Genomic DNA, 23,043 nt, shown 5'->3' with positions numbered 1-23,043 from the left:
GGGTATCGAGACACAACATGGACGTTCGCCAGTTCGCTTTCCTCGCGCGCCAGCCTTCTGCTGCCGTAAAAAGCCGTTCCCACTTTTTGGGGCTGCCTAAACGCGGGTTGGCGTTGATCCTGGCCAACGCGATGTTCTGGCACCCGTTGCTGGCCCAGGCCGACGGCATTGTGGTCAGTGCACCGGGCACAGGCCTCGCGCAGGCGGGCAATGGCGTGCCCATCGTCAATATCGCCGCACCGAATGCCAATGGCCTCTCGCACAACCAATTTCATGACTATAACGTCGGTGCCAACGGCGTCATCCTCAACAACGCGACCGACCGCACCCAGGCCACACAACTGGGTGGCATCATCGTCGGCAACCCGAACCTGCGCGGCACCGCTGCCAATATCATCCTCAACGAAGTCAACGGCGGGAGCCCCAGCCAACTGCGCGGCTACACCGAAGTGGCGGGGCAGTCGGCCCATGTGATTGTCGCCAACCCGTATGGCATCAGTTGCAACGGTTGCGGCTTTATCAACACGCCGCAAGTCACGCTGACCACCGGTAAAGCGGTGATCGAAAACGGCCAGATCAGCCGCTATCAAGTCGATCAAGGCAACGTCGCCATCGAAGGCGCGGGCCTCAACGCGACCAATGTCGACCAGTTCGAAATCATCACCCGCGCTACCACCATCAATGCGCAGATCCAGGCGAAAAAACTCACCATTGTCGCCGGGCGCAACGATGTGGACGCACGCACCTTGAATGCCACCGCACGGGCGGCAGATGGCAGCCAGGCGCCAGACCTGGCGATTGACTCGTCGGCGTTGGGCGGCATGTATGTGGGCGCGGTCAAGCTGATCGGCACCGAGGCCGGTGTGGGCGTGAAGCTGTCGGGCGACATGGTCGCCGGCGGTGATATCCAGATTGATGCTGCGGGCAATGTGGTCATGGGCACAACCACGGCAGGCACCTCTGTCGCCGTCAAAGCGGCCAGCTTGCAAGCCAAGGCGGCGGTCTACGCCGGTACTGATCTGTCGGTAAACACCCAAGGTGCGCTCACCACGCAACAAACCCTGGCCGCCAAGGACAGCATCGCGCTGGACGCCGGCGGCCGCTTGACCAACAACGGGATCATCGAAGCAGGCGTCAACGCCGATAACAGCCGCAATGCCCAGGGCGATGTGCGCTTGACCGCGCAGGCCATCGACAACACCGGCAAAACCGTGATCGCCAGCCGCGACCTCAGCGTCAATACCGGCGAACTGGCCAACCAGGGTGGCACCTTGAGTGCCCGGCGCGACGCACAGTTGACGGCCACGCAGATCGACAACCAGAACCAGGGCCGCCTCCTCAGCGCAGGCAGCCTTGGGATCACCGCCGGGCAACTGCTCAACAGCCAAGGTGGTTTGGTCACCAGCACCGGCAACCTCACGGCGGGTATCGGGCAACTGATCAACCGCAACGGCGAGCTGTCGAGCCAGGCGCAGGTCACGCTGCAACTGAATGAACTGGATAACGTCGCCGGCCTGGTCTCGGCCGGCCAATCGCTGAGCCTGAATGCGACGGGGCTGATCAATAACCAGGGCGGGCGAATTGCATCGCGTCAGGCGGCACAGGTTAATACTGGCGCCCTCGACAACAGCCAAAAGGGCTCGCTCAACGGCCAAGGCTCACTGACGTTGAGCCTCAACCAAGGTCACTGGGATAACCGCAACGGCCTGATCAACGCCGGCGGTCAATTGACCCTTAACAACCTCAACACGGTCGATAACCGCCAAGGGGAAATCTCCAGCGCGCAGTCATTCCTCCTGGCCGCCAACAGCCTCGACAGCGGCGCCGGAAAAGTGCTCAGTGACCAAGGCCTGACCCTGCGTATCGCCGGTGCAATGAACAATGCGTTGGGCCTGGTTTCGGCGTCGAACCTCGACGTCAACGCCGCCAGGCTGAACAACCAGGGCGGCAAGCTCCGCGCATTTAATCAACTGACGGCGAACACCGCAGGCCTGCTGGACAACCGCGGCGGCGAGTTGCTGGCCACCGACCTGGCGTCCACCACGGGTGAATTAAACAACAACAGTGGCCGCCTGCAAGGTGATCGTTCCCTGGTGCTCAGCAGCGGCGTGGTGTCCAATCAGCGCGGTACATTGGCGGCAGGTGCAACGTTTACCCTCAATGCATCCCGCCTGGACAACAGCGCAGGCACGCTCACCAGCGACGGCGTGTTGGTCGCGGTGATTGCCGGGCAATTGCTCAACCAGACCGGTCTGTTTGCCGCCAAAGGTGATGTACGCCTCAGCCTGGGTAGCCTTGATAACCAACAGGGCAGTCTCGTCGCCCGTAACCTCACCGTGCAATCAAGCGGCCCGCTGAACAACCAGCGTGGCACCTTGCGCGGTGACGTCGCATTTAATTTGAACGCCGGCCAAGTGGATAACAGTGAGGGCGGCCGCATCAGCGCGGGCCAAATGCTGAATGCTGGTATCAGTGGTCTTGATCAGCACAACGATGGTCGATTCTTCGGCCAGGGTGACGTAAGCCTCAACCTCAATAATGGGCATTTGAATAACCAGGGCGGCACGATCAACGCCCCTGGCCAATTACTGCTGAGCAACCTCGCCAGCGTCGATAACCAAGGCGGCGAAATTTCCAGCGCCCAGGCGTTTACCCTGGCCGCCGATACCCTGAATAACCAGCACGCCAAGCTCCTCAGCGAGCAGGGTTTGGCCCTGCGTATCGCCCACGCACTGGATAACACGCAAGGCTTGATCTCGGCTAAAACGCTGGATGTACGCGCCGCCAGCCTGACTAACCAAGGCGGCACGCTCAGCGCGGGTGATGGCCTGATCGCACAGATCGACGGAGCATTGGATAACCGCAGTGGCAAGCTATTGGCGCGCACGGCGTCGGTCAACAGTGCGTCGCTGGATAACCGCGAGGGCCTGCTGCAAGGCGACGCGATGCTCTCGCTCAACAGCTCAGGCTTGATCGACAATCGCCAGGGCACGCTGTTCGCCGGGCAGGCGCTGGACATCACCGCTACGCGCTTGGACAACAGTGGCGGTAAGCTGACCAGCGACGGTCGCCTTGGCGCGTTGATCAGCGCGCACCTGCTGAACCAGGCCGGGCTGTTCAGCGCAACCGGCCCGTTGCTGGTGAGTGCGGCAAGCCTGGACAATAGTGCCAAAGGCAATATCCACAGCCAAGCGGGTGCAAACCTTGACCTGAACCACGGCCACCTGAATAACCAAGGCGGCTTGATTCACGCGCCGGGCACGCTGCTACTGAGCAACTTAAGCAGTGTCGATAACCAGGCCGGGGAAATTTCCAGCGCCCAGGCCCTGGCGTTTACCGCAGGCAGCCTCGATAACCGGGGCGGCAAATTGCTCAGCGAGCAAGGCCTTGTGGTGCGTGTTGCCGGTGCGCTGGACAACACCCAAGGCTTGGTCGCTGCCACGGGGTTGGACCTGCACGCAAACAGCCTGGTTAACGCCGAAGGCAAGCTGAACGTCCGCGATGATCTGGCACTGTCCGTCGACACTGCCCTGGACAATCACCACGGTGAAGTCATCGGTGCTACCACCACCTTGAGCAGCATGAGCCTGGATAACAGCCAGGGACTGTTGCAGGGTGACCGCTTGCTTAACGTCACTACCCGCGGCATCGCGATCAACCGTGGCGGTCGGTTTGTCAGCGGTCAGCAGGCGGCCTTGGCGATTGAGCAATTCGATAACCGTGGCGGTAGCGTAACGGCAGCCGGGCCGATGCAGGTAAGCGCCACGCAACTGGATAACCGCGAGGGTGGCTTGCTCAACGCTCGCCAGTCGCTGGTGGTGAAAGTTGATAGCCTGAATAACCAGGGCGGCGAAGTCTCCAGCCTCACCGACCTGTCGTTCAACGGCAGGCAGTTCGACAACAGCAACAAAGGTCGACTTTTAGCGAACGGCGCACTGAGCCTGAAACTGGACCAACTGAACAATCAGCAAGGCACCGTACGCAGTGACAAGAGCCTGACCCTGCAAACCGCCACACTGAACAACGACAGCGGCCGCCTCAGCAGCGGTGCGGCTTTGGATCTGACCGCCAGCGGCGTACTGACCAACCGCAGCGGCGAGCTGCTCAGCGCGATGGCGTTGACCGTGAGCAGCGCCAGCATCGACAACCGCGGCGGCAAAATGATCGGTGACGGCGCTGTGCGCATCACGACCGGCGCGTTGAATAACCAGAGTGGCGGGCGCCTGACCAGTGCTGATCGCCTGGCGCTGACGGCAGGGAACGTGGACAACCGTTTTGACGGCCATATCGCCAGTAACAAGGCACTTACCGCCAGCCTCGCGGGCCTGGACCAACGCAACGGTGGGCAGCTCTACAGCACCAGCGACGTGAGCCTGGACATGAATCACGGCGCTCTTGATAACACCGGTGGCTTGATCCATGCGCCGGGTCAGTTGCTGTTGAAAAACCTCTCCACGGTCGCCAACCAGTACGGCGAAATTTCCAGCGAGCGTGCCTTCACCCTGGCCGCACAAAGTCTGGATAACAGCAACGGCCATGTGCTCAGTGATCAGGCGCTGACCCTCAAAGTCGACCAAGCGCTGATCAACCTCAAGGGCGTCATTTCTGCGGCTGGCCTGGCTGCTCAAGCTGGGCGACTGGATAACACCCACGGCGTATTCAGCAGTTCCAAAGACCTCGCGTTAACGTTGGCGGCTGACCTGCATAACGACGACGGCGAAGTCTCCAGCGGCGGCGCCACAGTGGTCAACGCGATGACCCTGAATAACCGCAACGACGGTCATGTGATGGGCGACATCAGCCTTGACTTGACCGCCCGCGGTGCACTGTTCAACCAGGCCGGCACCTTGGGCGCCGGCCAGCGTTTGAACGTGACCGCGGCCAGCCTGGATAACAGCCAGTCCGGCAGTCTGGCGACCGATGGCAGCCTGACGGTGAAAGTCGACGGCCTGCTCGATAACCAAGCCAAAGGTGCCGTGCTCGCCAAAGGCGTGATGGACATCCAGGCTGGGAGTGTGGACAACCGCACCGGTCGCCTGTCCGGACAGAACCTGCTGACCCTGCGCAGCAATAGCCTGGATAACCGTGGCGGCGCGGTGCGCGCCAATCAGGGGCTGAACCTGCACGTCGGCCAGCTCGACAACCGTGAAGGTGTGCTTAACAGCAAGCAGGCGCTGGCACTCGACGGCCAGTCCTTGAACAACCAGAACGGCCTGACCAGCGCGATTGGCCCGGTACGCCTGGCCCTCGATACCGTTGAAAACGCCAAAGGGCGCATCGCCAGCCAGGATGATCTGGACGCCACGATTGGCGTGCTGAATCAGCAGGGCGGTCAGTTGGTCGCGAAGGGTAATCTGAGTCTCAACGCTGCCACCGTGGATAACCAGAACGGCGGTTTGCTCGCCGCGACAAAAGTGCTGAAACTCAAGGCAGGCAGCACCGACAATCGCAGCGGGGAAATCTCCAGCCAGCAGAGTGTCGATTTCAGCGGACAACGCCTGGATAACAGTGCAGGCAAGTTGTTGGCCGGCACTGCGCTTGAATTGGCGATGGCCGAGGTGATCAATCAGGCCAAAGGTTTGATCTTTGCCCAGGACGCTCGGCTTACCGGCACTGCAGTAGATAACACCGATGGCACTGTTGGCGCTCAGCGTGCTTTGGCGCTTCAACTGAAGGCAGGCCTGGACAACACAGGCGGCAAGCTCACCAGCGAAGGCTCGATGGCGCTGGCAGGCCAGCGTATTGACAACACCAGCGGCAAAATTTCCAGCGCAGGACCGTTGACCCTTGTGAGTGCAGCGGCGCTAATCAACCAAGGCGGCACCGTCGAAAGCGCCCAAAACCTCACACTGACCAGTGCCAGCCTGGATAACACCAACGGCCTGCTCAAAAGCCAAGGCCTGGCAACCGTTAACACCGGACAGTTCACCAACGGCATCGACGGCCGTGTGATCAGCGCCGACAAGCTCGACCTCAGCGCCACCCAGCTCACCAACAGCGGGCATATCGCCAGCGTCGGCGCAATGAATGCCAGCGTCACCGGCCTGACGCAATTGGACGGCGCCGAACTGGTCAGCACCACACAACTCAACCTTGACCTGCACCACGGCGCACTGGTCAACGCGGGTGTGATCAACGCACCGCTGCTGACACTGAACAACCTCGCCAATATCAACAACCGCGACGGCGAAATCTCCAGCCAGAACGCTTTTACCTTGGTCGCAAAAAACCTGGATAACAGCAACGGTAAACTGATCAGCAACCAGGCACTGACCCTGCGTGTCGACCAACTGCTGGCCAACCTCAAAGGCCATCTCAACGCCGCCAGCCTGGATGTGCGCAGCACTCGCCTGGACAATACCGAAGGCGTGCTCAGCGGGCGTGGCGATGTCACCCTCAGCGCCAGCCAATTGTTCGATAACCAACGCGGCAGCGTGATCGCCGACGGTGCCTTGTTGCTGACCAGCGCAACGCTGGACAACCGCAATGGCGAGATCGCGGGCAAGGCGCTTGCGACGATCAGCGCCAGCAACCTCGATAACCAAAACGGCAAACTGATCAGCACCGACGAGCTCAACCTGCGCGGCGCAAACCTTGATAACCGCAACGGTCTGGTAGGCGCCACAAAAGCGCTGAAACTTGACGTGCAGACGCTCGACAACCGCACCGGCGAATTGACCGGCAACGCCGACGTCAGCGTCACCGGTCAGCAGCTCAACAACAGCGACAAAGGTGTGGTGTTCGCAGGCGGTACGTTAAGCCTTGCAGTCGATCAGGTCATCAACCGCACCCTCGGCGAACTCAACGGCGAGCGCCTGACGCTGACCGGCTCCATGCTGGACAACAACGGCGGCAAGCTGCTCAGCCAGCAATCGCTGAAGCTGGATCTCGCCGGTGATTTCGATAACAGCCAGGGTGTGCTTAGCAGCGAAGACGCATTGGCCGTCAAAGCCCGCAGCCTGAATAACAGCAAAGGCAGCCTGTCCAGCGCCAATGGTTTGAGCGTCGCCGTCACCGACAGCCTCAACAACAGCGAAGGCAAACTGGTCACCGACGGCGGCCTGACACTGCAAAGCGCCAATCTTGGCAACCAGCAAGGCATCATCAGCGGCAAAGGCCCGGTCACGGTCAGCACAGGCGAGCTGAACAACCAAACCGGCCGCCTCAACAGCGGCGACACCCTGGCCCTGACCACCGCACAGTTGACCAACGGCGGCAGCATCGGCAGCGCCAAGACGCTGACCGCCAGCGTCACCGGGCTGGATCAGCAGGGCGGTAAGCTGTTCAGCAACGCTGGCTTGAGTCTCGACCTGAACAACGGCCAACTGAAGAACCAAGGCGGATTGATCAACGCTATTGGCCCGCTGACGCTTAACAACCTCAACAGCATCAATAATCAGAACGGTGAAATCTCCAGCGCCCAAGCCTTTACCTTGGCCGCGCAAAGTCTGGATAACAGCAACGGCAAGCTGCTGAGTAATCAGGGCCTGACCCTGCGCGTCAATCAAGCCCTGGCCAACCTCAAAGGCCTGATCGGCGCCGCCAGCCTCGACGCTCACGCAGGCTCCGTCGACAACCGAGGCGGCACTTTGAATAGCCGCAGCGACTTGCAACTGACCAGTGATGGCCTGCTGAACAACCAGGACCAAGGCTTGATCAGTGCCAAGCAAACCCTGAATCTCAACGCCGCCGGCCTCGACACCGGCAACGGCGGTGAGGTCTCGGCCAAAGGTGTGTTGACCGCGAGCCTCAACGCTCTGGCCCTGGCGGGCGGTCGCGTTGTGGGTGAGCAGGGAATGACCCTGGACCTCAACAACAGTGATTTGGACAACCGCAACGGTCTGCTGCTGACTAACGGCCCGCTGACCCTGAAAAACCTGGGCGACCTTAATAACCAGGGCGGTGAAATCTCCAGCCTGCAAAGCTTCGCTTTGACGGCGCGCAACCTGGACAACCGCGCCGGCAAGCTGATCAGCAGCCAAGTGCTGACTGTCAACGCGGACACCATGAACAACACCGCCAGAGGCCTGCTGTCCGGCTGGCAAGGTCTGAACGTCAGTGGTGGCAACCTCGATAACCGTAACAACGGCACGCTCTCCAGCCGCAGCGGTGCAATCGATGTGCGCCTGAGCGGCGCGTTGCAAAACAACAACGAAGGCGCGCTGGTTAGCCAGGGCCGCTTGGGCGTTAGTGCCGCCAGCCTGGATAACAGTGGCAAAGGCGTACTTTCCAGTGGCGATGGGCAAACGCTTATCGTGACCGGTGCGCTGACCAACGCCGATGGCGGTTTGATCGAAAGCGGCACCACGCTGGATCTGCAGGCGGTAACACTGACCAACCAAAGCACGATCAACGCCCAACAAGCGATGACCGTCACCGGCACCGACCTGAACAACAACAGCGGCACGTTGGCCACCAACGGTCGCCTGACCCTCAACCTGCTCGGCACCCTCAACAACAGCGGCGGCAGCATTGCCAGTTCCGGCCCACTGCTGCTGCAGCGGGCGATGCAGGTCAACAACGACGCCAAGGGCAGAATCATCAGCCAAAGCCTGCTGACGCTGTTCGCCGGTAGCCTGAACAACAGTGGCGGCGGCACCCTTGCCAGTAAGGATCGTGTCGCGATCACCAGCACCGGCATCGTGCAAAACACTAACGACGGCCTGATCTATAGCCAGGACGCCGACGTGCAATTGAACGCAGTGGGATTGAACAACGCCAAGGGCAAGGTGCAGGGCCAGACCGGCCTGAGCCTGGGCGTCAGCGGTGACCTCAATAACCAGGGTGGCACACTCCAGGCCCATAGCCTGAACCTGACTGCCAACCGCCTCGACAACCAGAACGGCTTCATCGCTGCGCAGACCAGCGATGCAGTGGTCAATGCCAACTACTTCGCCAATGCCAACGGCGGGGTGTATGCCACCGGCTTGATGCGAGTCAGTGGTGCACAGCTGGACAACAGCGCCGGGCAAATTGCAGGTCGCGCGGTTGAGCTGAGCGCTGGTGGCGCGTTGATCAACCGCAGCGGTGTGATTGAAAGCGATAGCTCCCTGAGCGTGACAGGCGCCAGTGTCGACAACCAAGGCGGGCAACTGCGCGCGCTGGGCCGTAGCGGCAAAACCAATTTCCAGCTCGGCGGTGCGTTCGATAACCGCAATGGACGACTGGAAACCTCCAACGCTGACCTGACCCTGAATGCCGGCAGCTTCCTGAACCAGGGCGGCAGTCTGCTGCACGGCGGCACCGGCACTTTTGATATCGCCACCGCCAACCTGATCAATGCCGGCGGCAACCTGGTGACCCGTGGTGGCCTGACCCTGGCCGCAGACAGCTGGACCAACAGCAGCGTGATCCAGGCCGGGCGCCTGACGGTCAACGTCAATACCTTGAACCAGACCGCCAGTGGCCAGTTACTCGCCTCCGACAGCCTGACGGGCAACGGCGGCAACTGGAATAACGATGGCCTGATCGCCAGTGACGGCACGGCCAATCTGACGCTGGCCGGCAGTTATGGCGGCAATGGGCGCTACAGCAGCCTGGGCAACCTGGGCTTGAGTGCCGCGCAGATAACCGTGAATGAAGCCGCCAGTGTGGCAGGCGGCGGCGCTTCCCAACTGACCACCGGGGGCCAACTGCTCAACCGGGGGCGTTTGACCTCCAGCAGCGACCTGCGCATCAACGCCGGCAGCATCGTTAACACCGGCACGTTGGGGGCTTCACAGAACCTGGTGCTGACGGCACAAAGCCTGCTCAACGACCACGCCGCCAGCGGCATCGGCGCACGTGGCTTCCTGTTCAGTGGCCAGGATTCGACCTTCAACCTCGGCAGCCTGACCAACAACTATTCGGATATCTACAGCCTGGGCAACCTTACGGTGGCCGGCGTAGCCGCTGGCACTCTGGCGCAGAGTGTGCGTAACGTTTCTGCCAGCATCGAGAGTGTGGGCGACCTCAGACTGTCGGCCAATGACGTGGTCAACGAGCGCGAGAAATTCACCCTCAACCAGCAGCTGACCTCGGTGGGCGTGAGCATCCGTTGCACCCAGCATTGCAGCGGCGGTTGGAGCGACCGGCGCCCGGCGGTGTCCCTGAGCCGCACGGTTGAGAGTGTGATCGAAGCGAACTCGCCTTCCGCCACGATCAGTTCGGGGCGCAACATGGTGATTACCGGTCAGAACTTCACCAACCGCTATAGCGTGGTGTCGGCTGCTAACGATCTGTCGATCAGCGGCGAGAACATTCTGAACCTGGCGGCCACCGGTGGTTCCGGCTCCCAGAGCCAGGAGTACGGCGGCATTACCAAAATCTCCAAAGGCCAATACAACCAGATGGTCGCCGCGGTGCAGGCCTATAACCGTGCGCACCCGCAGGGTTCGCCGGTGGATGAGGCGGCGTTTGCGGCCTTGATGACGCGGTTCAGCCCGTCGCTGTTTCCCGGCATCAACCAGCCCATCGCGGTACAAGGCGGCACCCAGGTGGTGGCCCCGGCGATTATTCAGGCCGGTGGCAACGCTGCGCTCACCGCCAGTAAAAGCATCAACAACATCAACGTGATCAAGACCGCGCTGGCGGTTGATGGCCGTTCGCTGGACACCGGCGTAGGCGCCAACAAAACCCGGGTGGTAGTGCTCAATGCACAATTGCCGCCCGACCTTGCCCAACAGCAGGTCAACCCCTTGACCCTGCCGGGCTTCGGTTTGCCCAGCGGGCAGAACGGATTGTTTCGTTTAAGTGGCCAAAGTGGCACTACGGGGCAGGCAGGTGCTGGTAATCAGGATTGGACGCTGGGCAGCGCCAGCCTGGACCCAAGCCAACGCCAACAAGCCCTGCCTGGCGCCCACGAACGTGTGATTCAGGTGGGTGGCGCGGCGCAAGTGACCACCAACACGCGCCAAGTTGCCGTGGCTGCTCGTGAAGCCGGTGTCGTCAACGCGGTTGCCAGTGCCATTGATACCGGCGCCGTGGGCAGCGCCGATGTGCAGCCCCTGCCACCGGGTCGCACCAGTGGCGTAGACATCACCCGCGTCGATGGCATTGACGCCCGCAATCCTACGGGTGTCCCCCAGCCTGCGGTCGATGGTTCGCGGCCGGGCATCGACCTGCCTGCCGTAACGCCAGGCGATAGGGTTGTGCATACGTCATCTGACGGGGCTCTCCCTGATCTGCGTGTGCCGGGCTTGTCGACCGTTGCGCGCAGTGCAGACGTTGCTGCGATCGCACCGCCGGATACCCAACTGCCGGGCCTTACCCCGGCGGCCCACGACGTACCCGTTGTCGGTAACGTACAGCCACCGCAGGTCAGCCAACCCACGGCATTGGCCAGCCAAACCATCAGCCGCGTCCAGGGGCTGCCGGAAAGTCGTGCCGTATCGCAACCGCACAAATACCTGATCGAAACCAACCCGGTACTCACCGACCTCAAGCAATTCATGAGCTCGGACTACCTGCTGCAAGGCGTGGGCTACAACCCGGACGAAAGCTGGAAGCGCCTGGGCGATGGCCTCTACGAACAGCGCTTGATTCAGCAGGCCGTGCAAGCACGCACCGGCCAACGCTTTATCGACGGCCAGACCACCGACGAAAAACTGTTCAAGTACCTGATGGACAACGCCATCAGCAGCAAGCAGCAACTGAACCTGTCGATGGGCGTCAGCCTCACCTCGCAACAGGTCGCGGCGTTGACGCATGACATCGTGTGGCTGGAAGAGCACGAAGTGAACGGTGAAAAAGTCCTGGTGCCGGTGCTGTATCTGGCCCAGGCCAACAACCGTCTTGCACCCACCGGAGCCTTGATCGCGGGTAACGACCTGAACCTGATTGCCGGCGAAAACCTGGTTAACGCCGGCACCCTGCGGGCCACCAACAACCTGTCGGCCAAGGCCGCCAACGACATGACCAACAGCGGGCTGATCGAAGCAGGCAACCGCCTGGACCTGCTGGCGGGCAACAATATCGTCAACAAAGCCGGAGGCATCATCAAAGGGCGTGATGTGACGTTGACCGCCATTAATGGCGATGTGATCAACGAACGCAGCGTGACCGGTTGGGATGACAAAGGGGCAGGGTACTCGCAGCATCGCGATTATGTGGATAGCGCTGCGCGGGTTGAGGCGGCGAATGATCTGAGTATCAAGGCGGGGCAAAACGTAACCAGCGCAGGCAGTGGTTTGCAAAGCGGTCGTGACATGACGATCGTCGCCGGGCGCGATGTGAGCTTCGTGTCCGCCGAAGAGCAAAACGCGATGGACATGGGCAAGCGTCTGCAAACGAGCAGCGCCACGCAACATGGCTCAAGCGTTGAGGCGGGGCGCGATATCAACGTGAAGGCGGGCCGGGATATCACGGCGATTGCCAGCCAAATCGATGCGAAACGCGATATCAGCATGAGTGCAGGCGCTGATTTGATTCTGGCTTCGGCGGCGGATGAGGAACATTCCTCTAGAAAGAGCAAAAAGGAGAAGCGTCAGGAAGATCATGTGAGCCAGGTGTCGACCACGCTGAATGCGGGTGGGGATGTAACGCTTGGTGCGGGTAAGGACCTGCTAATGACCGCCAGCCGCATTAGTGCGGGGGATGAGGCTTATCTGGTCGCGGGCGGCAACCTGGGCTTGCTGTCGGCTGAAGACAGCGATTATTCGCTGTATGACATGAAGAAGAAGGGGAGTTGGGGCTCTAAGAAAACCCAGCGTGACGAAGTGACTAAAGTCACCAACATCGGCAGTGAAATAAAAACCGGTGGCGACCTTACGATTCAAAGCCAGGGTGACCAGAAGTACCAGGCGGCGAAGTTGGAAAGTGGCAATGATCTGACCATTGCCAGTGGCGGTAGTGTGACGTTCGAAGGTGTGAAGGACCTTCATCAGGAAAGCCACGAGAAGTCCAATAACAACGCTTTTTGGGTGTCATCCAAAGGCAAAGGCAATACCGACGAAACCGTGCGTCAAACGCAAATGGCCGCTGCAGGCGCTATTGCGATCAAAGCGGTGGATGGTTTGAAAATTGATGTGACGCAGGTCAATCAGCAAACCGTTAGTCAGTCCATTGATGCAATGGTCAAAGCTGACCCGCAATTGGCATGGATAAAGGAAGCGGAAAAGCGTGGCGATGTAGATTGGCATCAAGTCAAGGAGATCCACGACAGCTTCAAATACAGCAATTCCGGGCTTGGTCCTGCGTCGCAGATCATTATCGCGATCGTGATGGCTGCGGTCGTAGGGCCGATGGCTGCGGCTGCGGCGGGTGGTGGTGCTACGGGAGCGGCGGTGGGTGCGGTTGCTTCAAGTGCAGCGACTAATGCAAGCGTCAGCGTTATCAATAACCGGGGCAATCTTGGGGCGGTGTTCAAGGACGTCACCTCGTCGGATGCAATGAAGGGCTACGTGATATCGGGTGTAACGGCAGGCCTGACGGCGGGTCTTTTCGATGGTTGGACAGGCACGCAGACCAATCCAGGCACGGGAGCTGTTATCACTTCGCCAGCCCTCAACACCTGGACCGGCGTTGGGCAGTTTGCGGCGAACCAAGCCTTGCAGAACGGCACGTCGACGCTGCTGAGCAAAGCGCTCGGGCAAGGTGGTGACTTTGGTGATGCACTCAAAGGCGCTTTGTTCAACACGTTGGCAGCGGCAAGCTTCAATGCTGTGGGGGATTACACCAAGGGCAAACTGACTGATGGCTACCCGCCGAAGATATTGGTGCATGCGATGGTTGGTGGGTTACTTGCCCAGGCCACCGGTGGAGACTTCAAGACCGGCGCGCTGGCGGCGGGTATTAACGAAGCGGCTGTAGTTCACTTGGATTCGTTGGTTAGCGGTGATAAGAATCTGCTAGCTATGAGTTCTCAAATAGTCGGTGTTCTGGCGGCAGCTTCGCAAAAAGATGCTGATGCGAAGTCCATCGAGAAAGGTGGATGGATTGCGAAAAATGCTACCCTCTACAATCGTTCTGCACATAAAGATGAAATTGACGCTATACAGCAAGAGACTGAAAAAGGAGATTTCAAAAAAGAAAATCTCGAAAAAGCGACCTGTTTTCTGACGAAATGCTGGGCGGAGTTTGAACGAGGCGGCGAAGAGTACCGTAATAAATACCTTACGGAGTCAGATATGGCTGGACTCAGTAATGAACTTACGTGGGCGCAAGTGCAGCAAGAAAAAGGGCTGTTTAACTATAGTTTTTTTGATCGTCTGGCTGACGGAACAACGTCCGATGTAATCCCAGTCGGAAAAAGTGCAGTCACAGCGGGGTTGGGTGGCATGACCGTGAGTGCAGGCGTTACGCTATGCGCCACTGCTGCGGGCTGCTTCGTGGGCGCTCCCATGAGTGCGTTTGGAGCAGGTAATGTCTTGGAAGGAACCACGGGGATGTACAACCATTTCTGGGGGGATGAGCCTAAGAGCTACAACCCTGTTAAGTCGGCGTTTGACTTGATTCCAGGTGGCTATGGTCCATTGGTCTACCAAGGGGCGGATACGTTACTTTCCGCCGGTGCTGGCTTTGGGAAAGTCCCTCTCGTGATGGGGGCTTCGGATGGGTTGAGGAAGGGTTCGATCTTCGGGGTTTTGGTTCCGAAGATGGATAATAATTTTATCATTCCGCTGTTAGGTACGAAAACGCCATTTGGTACTGCGCTGGGTGTGTATGTCGGCGGAGTGGGTTATAAGGGCTACGGCTTTTACGAGGAGGCTAAGGGTGACGGTAAGTAAGTTGATGTCTTCGGCGATAATGGCGGCGGGTATTTTAGTCGTAATGCTTTCCATAGGCTGCCTGCTGGCATTGTTGCCAGTCCTGTTTATTTCCGCAGGGTTTGAGGTGGAATTTGATGTGGTATTTGTATGGTTGGGAATGCCATTTTCGATTTTGTTTGCGTTGAGTTGGTTTTATAAGTATGCAGATTTCGCAAAATCAATCATCTTTAGGCGTTAGTGAGATGCGCCTGTGAGCAAGAGAACGTTGAAGCTAATGGCGGCTACGTTGGTCAGGAAGTTAAGTGAGGCATAAAGGTTGCTCGATAGCTGATAGTCACGCGGTGCATTGATTCAGTGTCTGCAGCACGTTTTTCGTGGCTCCGTTGCAGGTCGTGGAGCCAGATAGAGAAAAGCCTGCAGAAATGCAGGCTTTTTTGCCATTGGATTTGGCTGATCGTCGCAACTTTTCCTCTATACAACCCCTCTCCTCAGACCATAAAATGAGAACCATTATCATTAGTGTGGATCTGAAATGCAGCACGACAGCACCCCCTCGCCCGTCGCCCAGCTGTACGCCAATCACCACAGCTGGCTCCGAGGCTGGTTGCATCGACGGCTGGGGCACACGGCCGATGCCGAAGACCTCGCACATGACACCTTTATCCGCGTGCTGCGCTCCCAAGAGGACGTGCGTGAATTACGCCAGCCCATGGCATTTCTGGCCACCATCGCCAACGGCTTGCTGATCAACCGTTGGCGTCGCCAAGCCATCGAGCGGGCTTATCTGGAAGCGCTGGCGGCGCGGTCGGTGGCTGAGGAGCCTTCGCCGGAAGAGCGGCATCTGATGATCGAAACGCTGTTGCAGCTGGATTCGCTGCTGGTCGGTTTGTCGGGGCGGGTGCGGCAGATTTTCTTCTTGTCGCAGCTCGATGGCCTGACCTATCCGCAGATCGCCAAACAATTAAGCCTGACGGTGGCCCAGGTGCAGCGCGCCATGGGTAAGGCATTCAGTGTCTGCTATGCGAGCCGGTTTGAATGAGCAGTGTGGCGGTTGACCCGCAAGTGCGCGACAGTGCCATCGAGTGGCTGGTGCGCTTACAGTCCGGCTTGATGAATGCCGCCGACCATCAGGCTTTGCAGCAATGGCGCCAGGCCAACCCCGCGCATGAGTACGCCTGGCAGCGGGTCAGCAGCTTGCCGCTGTTGTTGCAACCAGGCGCCAATGTGTTGGCCGACGTCACGGCACGCCAGGCATTGCAGGCGGCCGGGACCGATCCTCAGCGCCGTCGTCAGGTGCTCAAGTGCCTGTTGGCGCTGGGGCTGCTCGGCGGCGTTGCCTGGCAAGGTGCGGACTCCACGCGGGTACGCGCGGCGCTGGCGAGTTATCGCACCCGCACCGGCGAGCGCCGACACTGGACCCTGGCGGACGGCAGTTCGCTGTGGCTGAACACCGCCAGTGCGGTCAACCTGGACGTGAGCGTAGGCCAACGCAGTGTGCAGTTGGTCGAGGGCGAGCTGGCACTCGATACGCCAGCGGGGTCTGCCTCGTTACAACTGCAAACCCCGAACGCGCTGCTTTATAGCCAGGGTGCCAACCTGTTGGTGCGCCATGATCATCAGAGCACGCAGGTGACTGTTTTGCGCGGGCGGGTGCAAGTGAGTGCGCGGCATCAGCCGACGCCCGTGCCGTTGCAGGCTGGCTGGCAGATAAACGTTGACGACTACGCAATCGGGCGCCCAAGCCCGGTTGACTTGTTGCTGGCCCAGGCCTGGATGCACGGCATCCTGCCTGCCGAACGCATGCGCCTGGATCAATTGCTCGCCGAACTCTCGCGCTATCGCCCAGGCTTGCTGCGTTGCAGTGAAGCGGTGGCGGCGCTGCGCATCACCGGCAGTTTCCAGTTGGACGACACCGATGCCGCGCTGGCCCTGGTGGCCAAAACCTTGCCGGTGCGCATCGAGCGAAGAAGCCGTTATTGGGTGACGGTGGTGCCCGCGTAAAGTTTTTTTTCGCCGACGCGATAGTTTTTTCGATCTGGCTTGGCCTTTAGGTATTACCCACCGGCACAGGTGGGTTTCGATCCCTAGGAGCCTTGCATGATTTCCCCCGTTAGTGTCTTGCGTCGTCATACGTTCAGCTTGTTGTTTCTCGGCCTGCAACCGTTGTGCGGTGAGCTGGTGTTGGCCGCCGGTGAACGCCCGTACAGCATCAGCGCCGGGCCGCTGGACCAGGTGCTGTCGCGCTTTGGTGCCGAAGCCGGGATCAGCATGGCGGGCAGTTCGCTGCTCACGGCGGGTAGGAAAAGCCAGGGGCTGCAGGGCGAATTCAACACTGAGAACGGCTTGGCCCAGGTGCTCTCGGGCACCGGCCTGGACTATCAGCGCCAGGCCGATGGTGGCTATGTGTTGCGCCTGCGCCAGGAGGCCGTGCAGCTGCCGACGCAAAAAGTGACGGGCGAAAATCTCGACGAAGAGGAGGTCTACCGCGCGCCGCGTTCGTCGGTGTATATCTCCGGCGAAGACATGCAACGTTTTGGCGTGGTGTCGGTGGGTGATGTGCTCAAGGGCCAGCCCGGCGTGCAGGTGGGCGACAGCCGCAATGGCGGCGGTTTGGATGTGAATATTCGTGGTATCCAGGGCCAGAGCCGGGTGGCGGTTACGGTGGACGGTTCGCAGCAGGCGCTGGATGTGTATCGCGGCTATGCCGGTACTCAGCAGCGCAGTTATATCGACCCGGACTTGATCAGCGACATCACCATCGACAAAGGCCCCAGCCTGACCTCCAGCGCCATTGGCGGCACGGTAAAGATGCGCACCCTGGGCGTTGGCGACATCCTCAAGGACGGCCAGAACATCGGCCTGCGCCTCAAGGGCGATGTTTGGAACAACGGCGTCGCCCCGGCTTCCCGCGACCCGCACTCCAAAACCCAGGACCTGTATGCTGAGCCGCACCAGAGCCGCGGCGGGCTGTTCGGCTCGCAGGCCGAAGCCGGCAGCGCCGCGTTTGCCTACACCCATGAGTTTTTCGACGTGGTGGCGGCCTACGCCAAGCGCAATCAGGGCAATTATTTTGCCGGTAAAAAAGGCCAGGACCGCTACCGCACCTACAACCGTTGGGGCGATGAAGACACCAGCGTCGCCACTACCTACAACGCCGGCGAAGAAGTGCTCAACTCCTCGGCGAAGACCGAATCGTTCCTGCTCAAGACCACCCTGCGCCCGGCGGACGGCCATACCTTCGACCTGGGCTATCGTCGTTATGACGGGCGCATTGGCGAGATCATGCCGTCGGATATCTTCCGTTTCGGCACCGGCGGCATCTATCAGTACCCGCTGGGCCATACCAGGATCGACACCTACACCGCTCGCTACAACTACCTGCCCTCGGGCAACCCGCTGGTGGACCTGACCGCCGACCTGTGGATGACCGACGCCCAAACCAGCCAGCTCACCTCGGTGGCCGCACCTGCGTCCCAGGCTTATCGCTCCGACCGCGCCTGGAGCCGCCAGGCAAACCAGCGCATCGGCGGCGGGCTGGCCAACACCTCACGCTGGGCGACCGACTACGGTGATCTGAAGCTCGACCTCGGCAGCTCGTTCCAGCTCGAAGAACTGCGCCCGCAAAAAGGCGTCGCCACCACCCAGCACGATATCAACGCCAACCGCATGCTGCGCGAAGGCTCGCGGCAGGAATACAGCTTCAATGGCAAACTCGAATACAAGCCGGTGGACCGCCTGACCTTATGGGGTGGCGGCCGTTATACCCACTACCGCAGCAAAGACCATATTGCCAATGCCACCGCGCGACGGGAGGAGCGTGACCTGCGCTACCTGCGCGTCTACAACGGCAACAATTCCGGCAACATGATGTGGTTCCCGGACCAGAACGGCGAGTACACCAACGCCACTGATCCGCGCCTGAACAACGGCATCGTGTTCCAGAACACCAACTTCCCCTTCGAAGGCGTGCGCTACAACGACTTTGGCGTGATCGATTCGACGGTTTACCCGTCCCAGGTCGGTGACGTGGTGAGCGGCTATGACTATTCCGGCAAGGCCAGCAACAGCGGCGGGGCATTTTCGCCGGCGCTGGGCATCAATATCGAAGTGCTGCCGGACACCTTTGTGTATGCCTCCTACACCCAGGGGTTTCGCATGCCCTCGTTGTTTGAAACCAGCCAGGGCGTGCTGCAAACCCTGCCCGGCAAGGGCTTGAAACCCGAGCGCTCAAGCAACTGGGAGGTCGGCGCCAGCACGTTGCGCAAAGGGCTGTTGGTCGAGGATGACGCGGCGGCGATCAAGCTCGCCTACTTCAACAACACCATCAAGAACTACATCACCCGCTACTACGACCCAAGCCCAGGCACCTGGGGCCAGATGCGTTTCAGCAACACCGACAGCTACAAGACCAGCGGGCTGGAACTGCAAGCCCGCTACGATGCCGGGCGCGTGTTCGCCGACCTGTCGTCCACCTACTACTTGAAAACCGAAACCTGCGACGCGGCCTTCGCCGCCACACTGCGTGCTACCAGCAACAGCTACCAGAAAACCGCCGACACCCCGAACTGCACGCCGGGCAGCTTCATGGGTTCCTACACCAACACCCAGAACCCACCCCGGCTTGCTGGCAACCTGACCACTGGCCTGCGCTTCTTTGACCAAAGCCTTACGCTCGGCACACGTATTACCTACACCAGCGGCCCCACCGTCACCGCCGACAAACCTTGGCAGACCGGCGCCACCACGCCGCAACTGAACTACCGCGAAGTGGCACTGGTGGATCTGTTCCTCAACTATAAGTTGCAGGAGGACGCGAGCCTGAATGTATCGCTGCAGAACGTCACCGACCGCTACTACCTGGACCCGCTGGCGCAAAGCTTCATGCCGGCGCCGGGGCGTACATTACGGTTGGGCGTGCAGGCGAAGTTCTAAGGGCCAGGCGACGCCCATCGGTTAAGGCTGGACACCTTCACCGTGGCAAGCCTGCTCGCCACAAGTGACGGTGTTCGTCGTTCACGCTCGCCCACTGGCAGGCAGCGCCCGTTCCTAGCTCTCAGTAGCTTACATCGCCTGCACAATGATCTGGCTTTTCAAATCATTGACCATGCCTTCAATCGCCGGCTTCATCGCCGCGAACTCTTGCGGGGAGCACAGGGCATCCGGCTTGGTGAAGGTATAGTGGCGCGTGATCAGCACCGTGTTGGCTTTTTTCACAGTGATCGTTCCCACGCTCTGCGTGGGAATGCATCCGGTGACGCTCCGCGTCACGCCTTCAAGCGCTGGACGCAGAGCGTCCGGGGCGGCATTCCCACGCGGAGCGTGGGAACGATCAATTAACCCCTATCCCCAGGGCAACCTGGGTATCGGCAGGCGCTACCCTCCAGGAGAATCAACTGTATGGCATTTACCACCCTGATACTGGATGCCCCCGGGCCGCCGTTACTGTTTGAGGAAGTCGATCGCTTTCTTGAGCTGGGTCTGGGTGTCACCCTCAACCTGTATTATTTCGCGGACAAAGAGCGCATTCGGCAGCACTACGGCACGCGCATTCACTATGCCGAGATCAACTGCCATGACGAGCCTGGCTTTATTGCCGCCGTGAGTCAGGCTGGCGGCTACAGCGTGTTCAAGACGCGCCTGAACATCCCCTTGGGCGCCGGCCTGATCCACGCTGCCACCTCGCCGGCGTTGGCCACGCCACTGCGCGCCGTTGCCCAGGCTGGCGCAGGGGTCAATCATATTGACCGGCTGGCGTGCGAGCAGTGTGGCGTGGCGATCCTTAACACGCCGGGCTCAAACGCGGCCGCTGTTGCCGAATACGTCGTGGCCCAGGCGCTGTATCTGTCGCGCGACCTGGATGACTACAACGCCGAAACGCACAACGGCCATTGGGCAAAAGGCACCTTGGCACCTGCCTGCGAATACGCCGAACTGACGCTTGGGCTGGTGGGCACCGGCAGCATTGCCCGGCAGGTGGCGCGCAAGGCTGCGGCGCTGGGCATCAAGGTGATCGCCACCGGGTCCGAACGCTTTACCGAAGCGGTGGCGCGCAGCCTTGGGCTTGAACGACGGGCGGGTCTTGAACCGTTACTGGCCGAGGCGGACATCGTCTCGATCCACGTACCGCTCACCCCGCAGACCCGAGGCTTGTTCGGCACTGCCGAGTTCCGGCAGATGCGCCAGGGCTCAATCCTCATCAATACCGCGCGCGGCGGGATCGTCGACGAACACCAGTTGGCCGCCTTCATGGGCGAGTTTCCCAGGCATATCAAAGCGGTGGCCATCGATACCTTTGCCCTGGAGAAAGACCGCTTCGACTCGCCATTGACCGCTATTGCCAATGCGCAATTGACGCCGCACATTGCCGGCAATACCACCACGGCAATCCGGACGGCATCACGCCAGATCGTCGACAAGATCCACGCATTCAGTGCCGCCGCCATCGTGCGTTAACCTGCCGGACACAAGGAAGGCCGATGACTCATTCTCGCCCGGAGCGCTGTATTAAAGGCCAAGAGGCTGGTAAGAATGACGTCGGATAGTGAGCCGATGTAATCAATCATGAAACGCCATTTCGAAGATTTGCAGCTGGGCAGCATCGAACTGTTCTGCCTCGCTGTCGAGGCCGGCAGTTTTACCGCTGCTGCGCAGGCTGCGGGCGTTACCCCGGCCGCCGTCAGCCGCAGTATTTCGCGCCTGGAAGAACGCCTGGGCTCGCGCTTGTTTGTGCGCACCACGCGCAGCATTCGCCTCACCGACAGCGGCCGCACATTTTACGAGCAGTGCCGCCAGGCGCTGACGCAACTGGTGGAGGCCCAGCAACAGGTGATGGGCGCGCAGGCGGTGCCGTCCGGGCGCTTGCGCATCAGTGTGCCGACCACCTACGCGCATCACCGCTTGCTGCCGCTGCTGCCCAGGTTCCGTGCGCAGTACCCGCAAGTCACTGTGGATATCCACATCAGCAACCGCAATATCGACTTCGTTGCCGAAGGTTATGACCTGGCCATTCGCGTGCGCGCCCAGCCGGATTCGTCGCTGATCGCGCGGCTGCTGGAAGATGCTGAGTTGGTGGTTATCGCTGCGCCTGCGTACTTGCAGCGCGTCGGCACACCGCAGACGCTGGACGATCTGCCATTGCATGAGTGCATTCAGTTTGAACTGCCCAGCAATGGCCGGCGCATCCCCTGGCTGTTCCAGCTGCAAGGCCAGGAGCAGGAGTTTGCCGGAGAGGCCGGTTACAGCATTGCCCATGATGTGCTGGGCGGCGTAACCCTGGCCAAACACGGCGCGGGGTTGTTTCAGACCTACAAGTTTATCGTTGAGCGTGAATTGGCCGACGGCAGCCTGGTTGAAGTGCTGAAGCCGTTTGGCGGGCGTTCACGGCCCTTCACCTTGCTGTATCCCCATGGGCGCTATGTGCCGCATCGGGTGCGGGCGTTTGTGGATTTTTTGCTGGCATGTCGGGACGAATGGGGCACGCTTTAACAGCAGGCGTGCCCCGAACCGGTCAGACGCCTTGGGGTGTTTCCCCGCGTGCCAGGCGGGCGTTGATGTCTTCAACCACCGCCGCCAGATCGACGATGGTGTCGATCAGGTAATGCGGGCGGGCGCCTTCGAACAGCTGGCCGATGCGTGTACGTTCTTCGGCAAGTTTCTGCGCCGGCAGCGCCTTGAACTGCTCGTAGGTCAGGCCCAGGGCATTGCCGGAGCATGTGAGTGCCACCGTCCACATGCCGGCGCTGCGCCCTTCGAGAATACCCGGCCAGGTGTCATCGACCTTGACGCACGCCGCGACGTCGCTGATGCCCAGCGCGATCACATTGGCCAACGCCTGCGCCGGGTACGGGCGGCCGTTGGGCACTTCATCGGTGGCCACCACGTGGTCGGCGACGTAGCCGTTCTGGCGGGCCAGCTCCACGACTTTGGCCATGACCACTGCCGGGTAGCCCGAGCACGAGCCGATTTTGAGGCCTTTGCTGCGCAGGGCTGCAATGGCTTCCAGGGCGCCGGGGATCACCGCCGAATGCAGTGCAATCTTTTCGATTTGCAGGGGCATGAAGCGTTCATACAGCGCGGTGACGTCCTCATCGGTCGGCAGGCGATCAAACACGGCGCGGTAGCGTTCGGCAATTTGCGGCTGGTTGCACAGCGTACGGATGTGGTCCCACTTGCCCATGCCCATGGGGCCGCGCGCCTCCTCCAGTGACACCGCCACGCCAAACTCGGCAAAGGCTTCGACGAAAATCTGGGTGGGGGCAAACGAGCCGAAATCCACCACGGTGCCTGCCCAGTCGAGGACGACAGCTTGCAGTTGCTTGGGTTGTTGGTAATGCATGGTCAATCTCCAGTTGCGGGT

Annotated in this window: 9 protein-coding genes; 7 read left to right on the top strand and 2 right to left on the bottom strand. The window is 60.5% G+C overall.

The genetic code is table 11. The features are described from left to right. Positions 1–17: 17 nt before the first annotated feature. The 5 genes from HBO41_RS00365 to HBO41_RS00345 all read left to right on the top strand — a co-directional run bounded on the left by HBO41_RS00365 (position 18) and on the right by HBO41_RS00345 (position 19,619). A complete protein-coding gene (locus HBO41_RS00365) occupies positions 18–14,705 on the top strand; it encodes a filamentous hemagglutinin N-terminal domain-containing protein (RefSeq protein WP_169984772.1) in 14,688 nt (4,895 codons plus the stop codon). Next, the gene (locus HBO41_RS00360; RefSeq protein WP_099548941.1) at positions 14,692–14,925 is read left to right on the top strand and encodes a hypothetical protein; all 234 of its coding nucleotides are present in this window, start codon (positions 14,692–14,694) and stop codon (positions 14,923–14,925) included. Before HBO41_RS00365 ends, HBO41_RS00360 begins: the two co-directional genes overlap by 14 nt. Before the next feature lie 294 nt (positions 14,926–15,219). Next, on the top strand, positions 15,220–15,726 hold the full coding sequence (locus HBO41_RS00355) for a sigma-70 family RNA polymerase sigma factor (protein WP_017137010.1): 507 nt from the start codon (positions 15,220–15,222) through the stop codon (positions 15,724–15,726). After that, the gene (locus tag HBO41_RS00350; protein ID WP_169984770.1) at positions 15,723–16,688 is read left to right on the top strand and encodes a FecR domain-containing protein; all 966 of its coding nucleotides are present in this window, start codon (positions 15,723–15,725) and stop codon (positions 16,686–16,688) included. Before HBO41_RS00355 ends, HBO41_RS00350 begins: the two co-directional genes overlap by 4 nt. Before the next feature lie 96 nt (positions 16,689–16,784). After that, entirely contained in the window at positions 16,785–19,619 is a 2,835-nt protein-coding gene (locus tag HBO41_RS00345) for a TonB-dependent receptor (RefSeq protein WP_169984768.1), read from the top strand. A 129-nt stretch (positions 19,620–19,748) separates the two neighbouring features. On the opposite strand, the gene HBO41_RS00340 is transcribed toward HBO41_RS00345, so the two are convergent. Next, a complete protein-coding gene (locus tag HBO41_RS00340) occupies positions 19,749–19,901 on the bottom strand; it encodes a hypothetical protein (protein WP_017137007.1) in 153 nt (50 codons plus the stop codon). 183 nt (positions 19,902–20,084) lie between these two features. On the opposite strand from HBO41_RS00340, the gene HBO41_RS00335 reads away from it, so the two are divergent. Further along, positions 20,085–21,140, top strand: coding sequence for a D-isomer specific 2-hydroxyacid dehydrogenase family protein (locus tag HBO41_RS00335; RefSeq protein WP_169984766.1), 1,056 nt, complete (start codon positions 20,085–20,087; stop codon positions 21,138–21,140). 108 nt (positions 21,141–21,248) lie between these two features. After that, positions 21,249–22,172: a LysR family transcriptional regulator gene (locus HBO41_RS00330; protein WP_099548945.1), complete on the top strand. Its 924-nt coding sequence runs from the start codon at positions 21,249–21,251 to the stop codon at positions 22,170–22,172. 22 nt (positions 22,173–22,194) lie between these two features. Here the strand turns inward: HBO41_RS00330 and phnX are convergent, their stop codons facing one another. After that, on the bottom strand, positions 22,195–23,022 hold the full coding sequence (gene phnX, locus HBO41_RS00325; protein WP_017137004.1) for a phosphonoacetaldehyde hydrolase: 828 nt from the start codon (positions 23,020–23,022) through the stop codon (positions 22,195–22,197). Between the last annotated feature and the right edge of the window lie 21 nt (positions 23,023–23,043).

Source organism: Pseudomonas sp. WS 5146, from assembly GCF_012985495.1.
In the GTDB taxonomy this organism is placed as follows: Bacteria; Pseudomonadota; Gammaproteobacteria; order Pseudomonadales; family Pseudomonadaceae; genus Aquipseudomonas; species Aquipseudomonas edaphica.
Note: the sequence above shows the minus strand (reverse complement) of the source record. Positions and strands in the feature narration are given on the sequence as shown.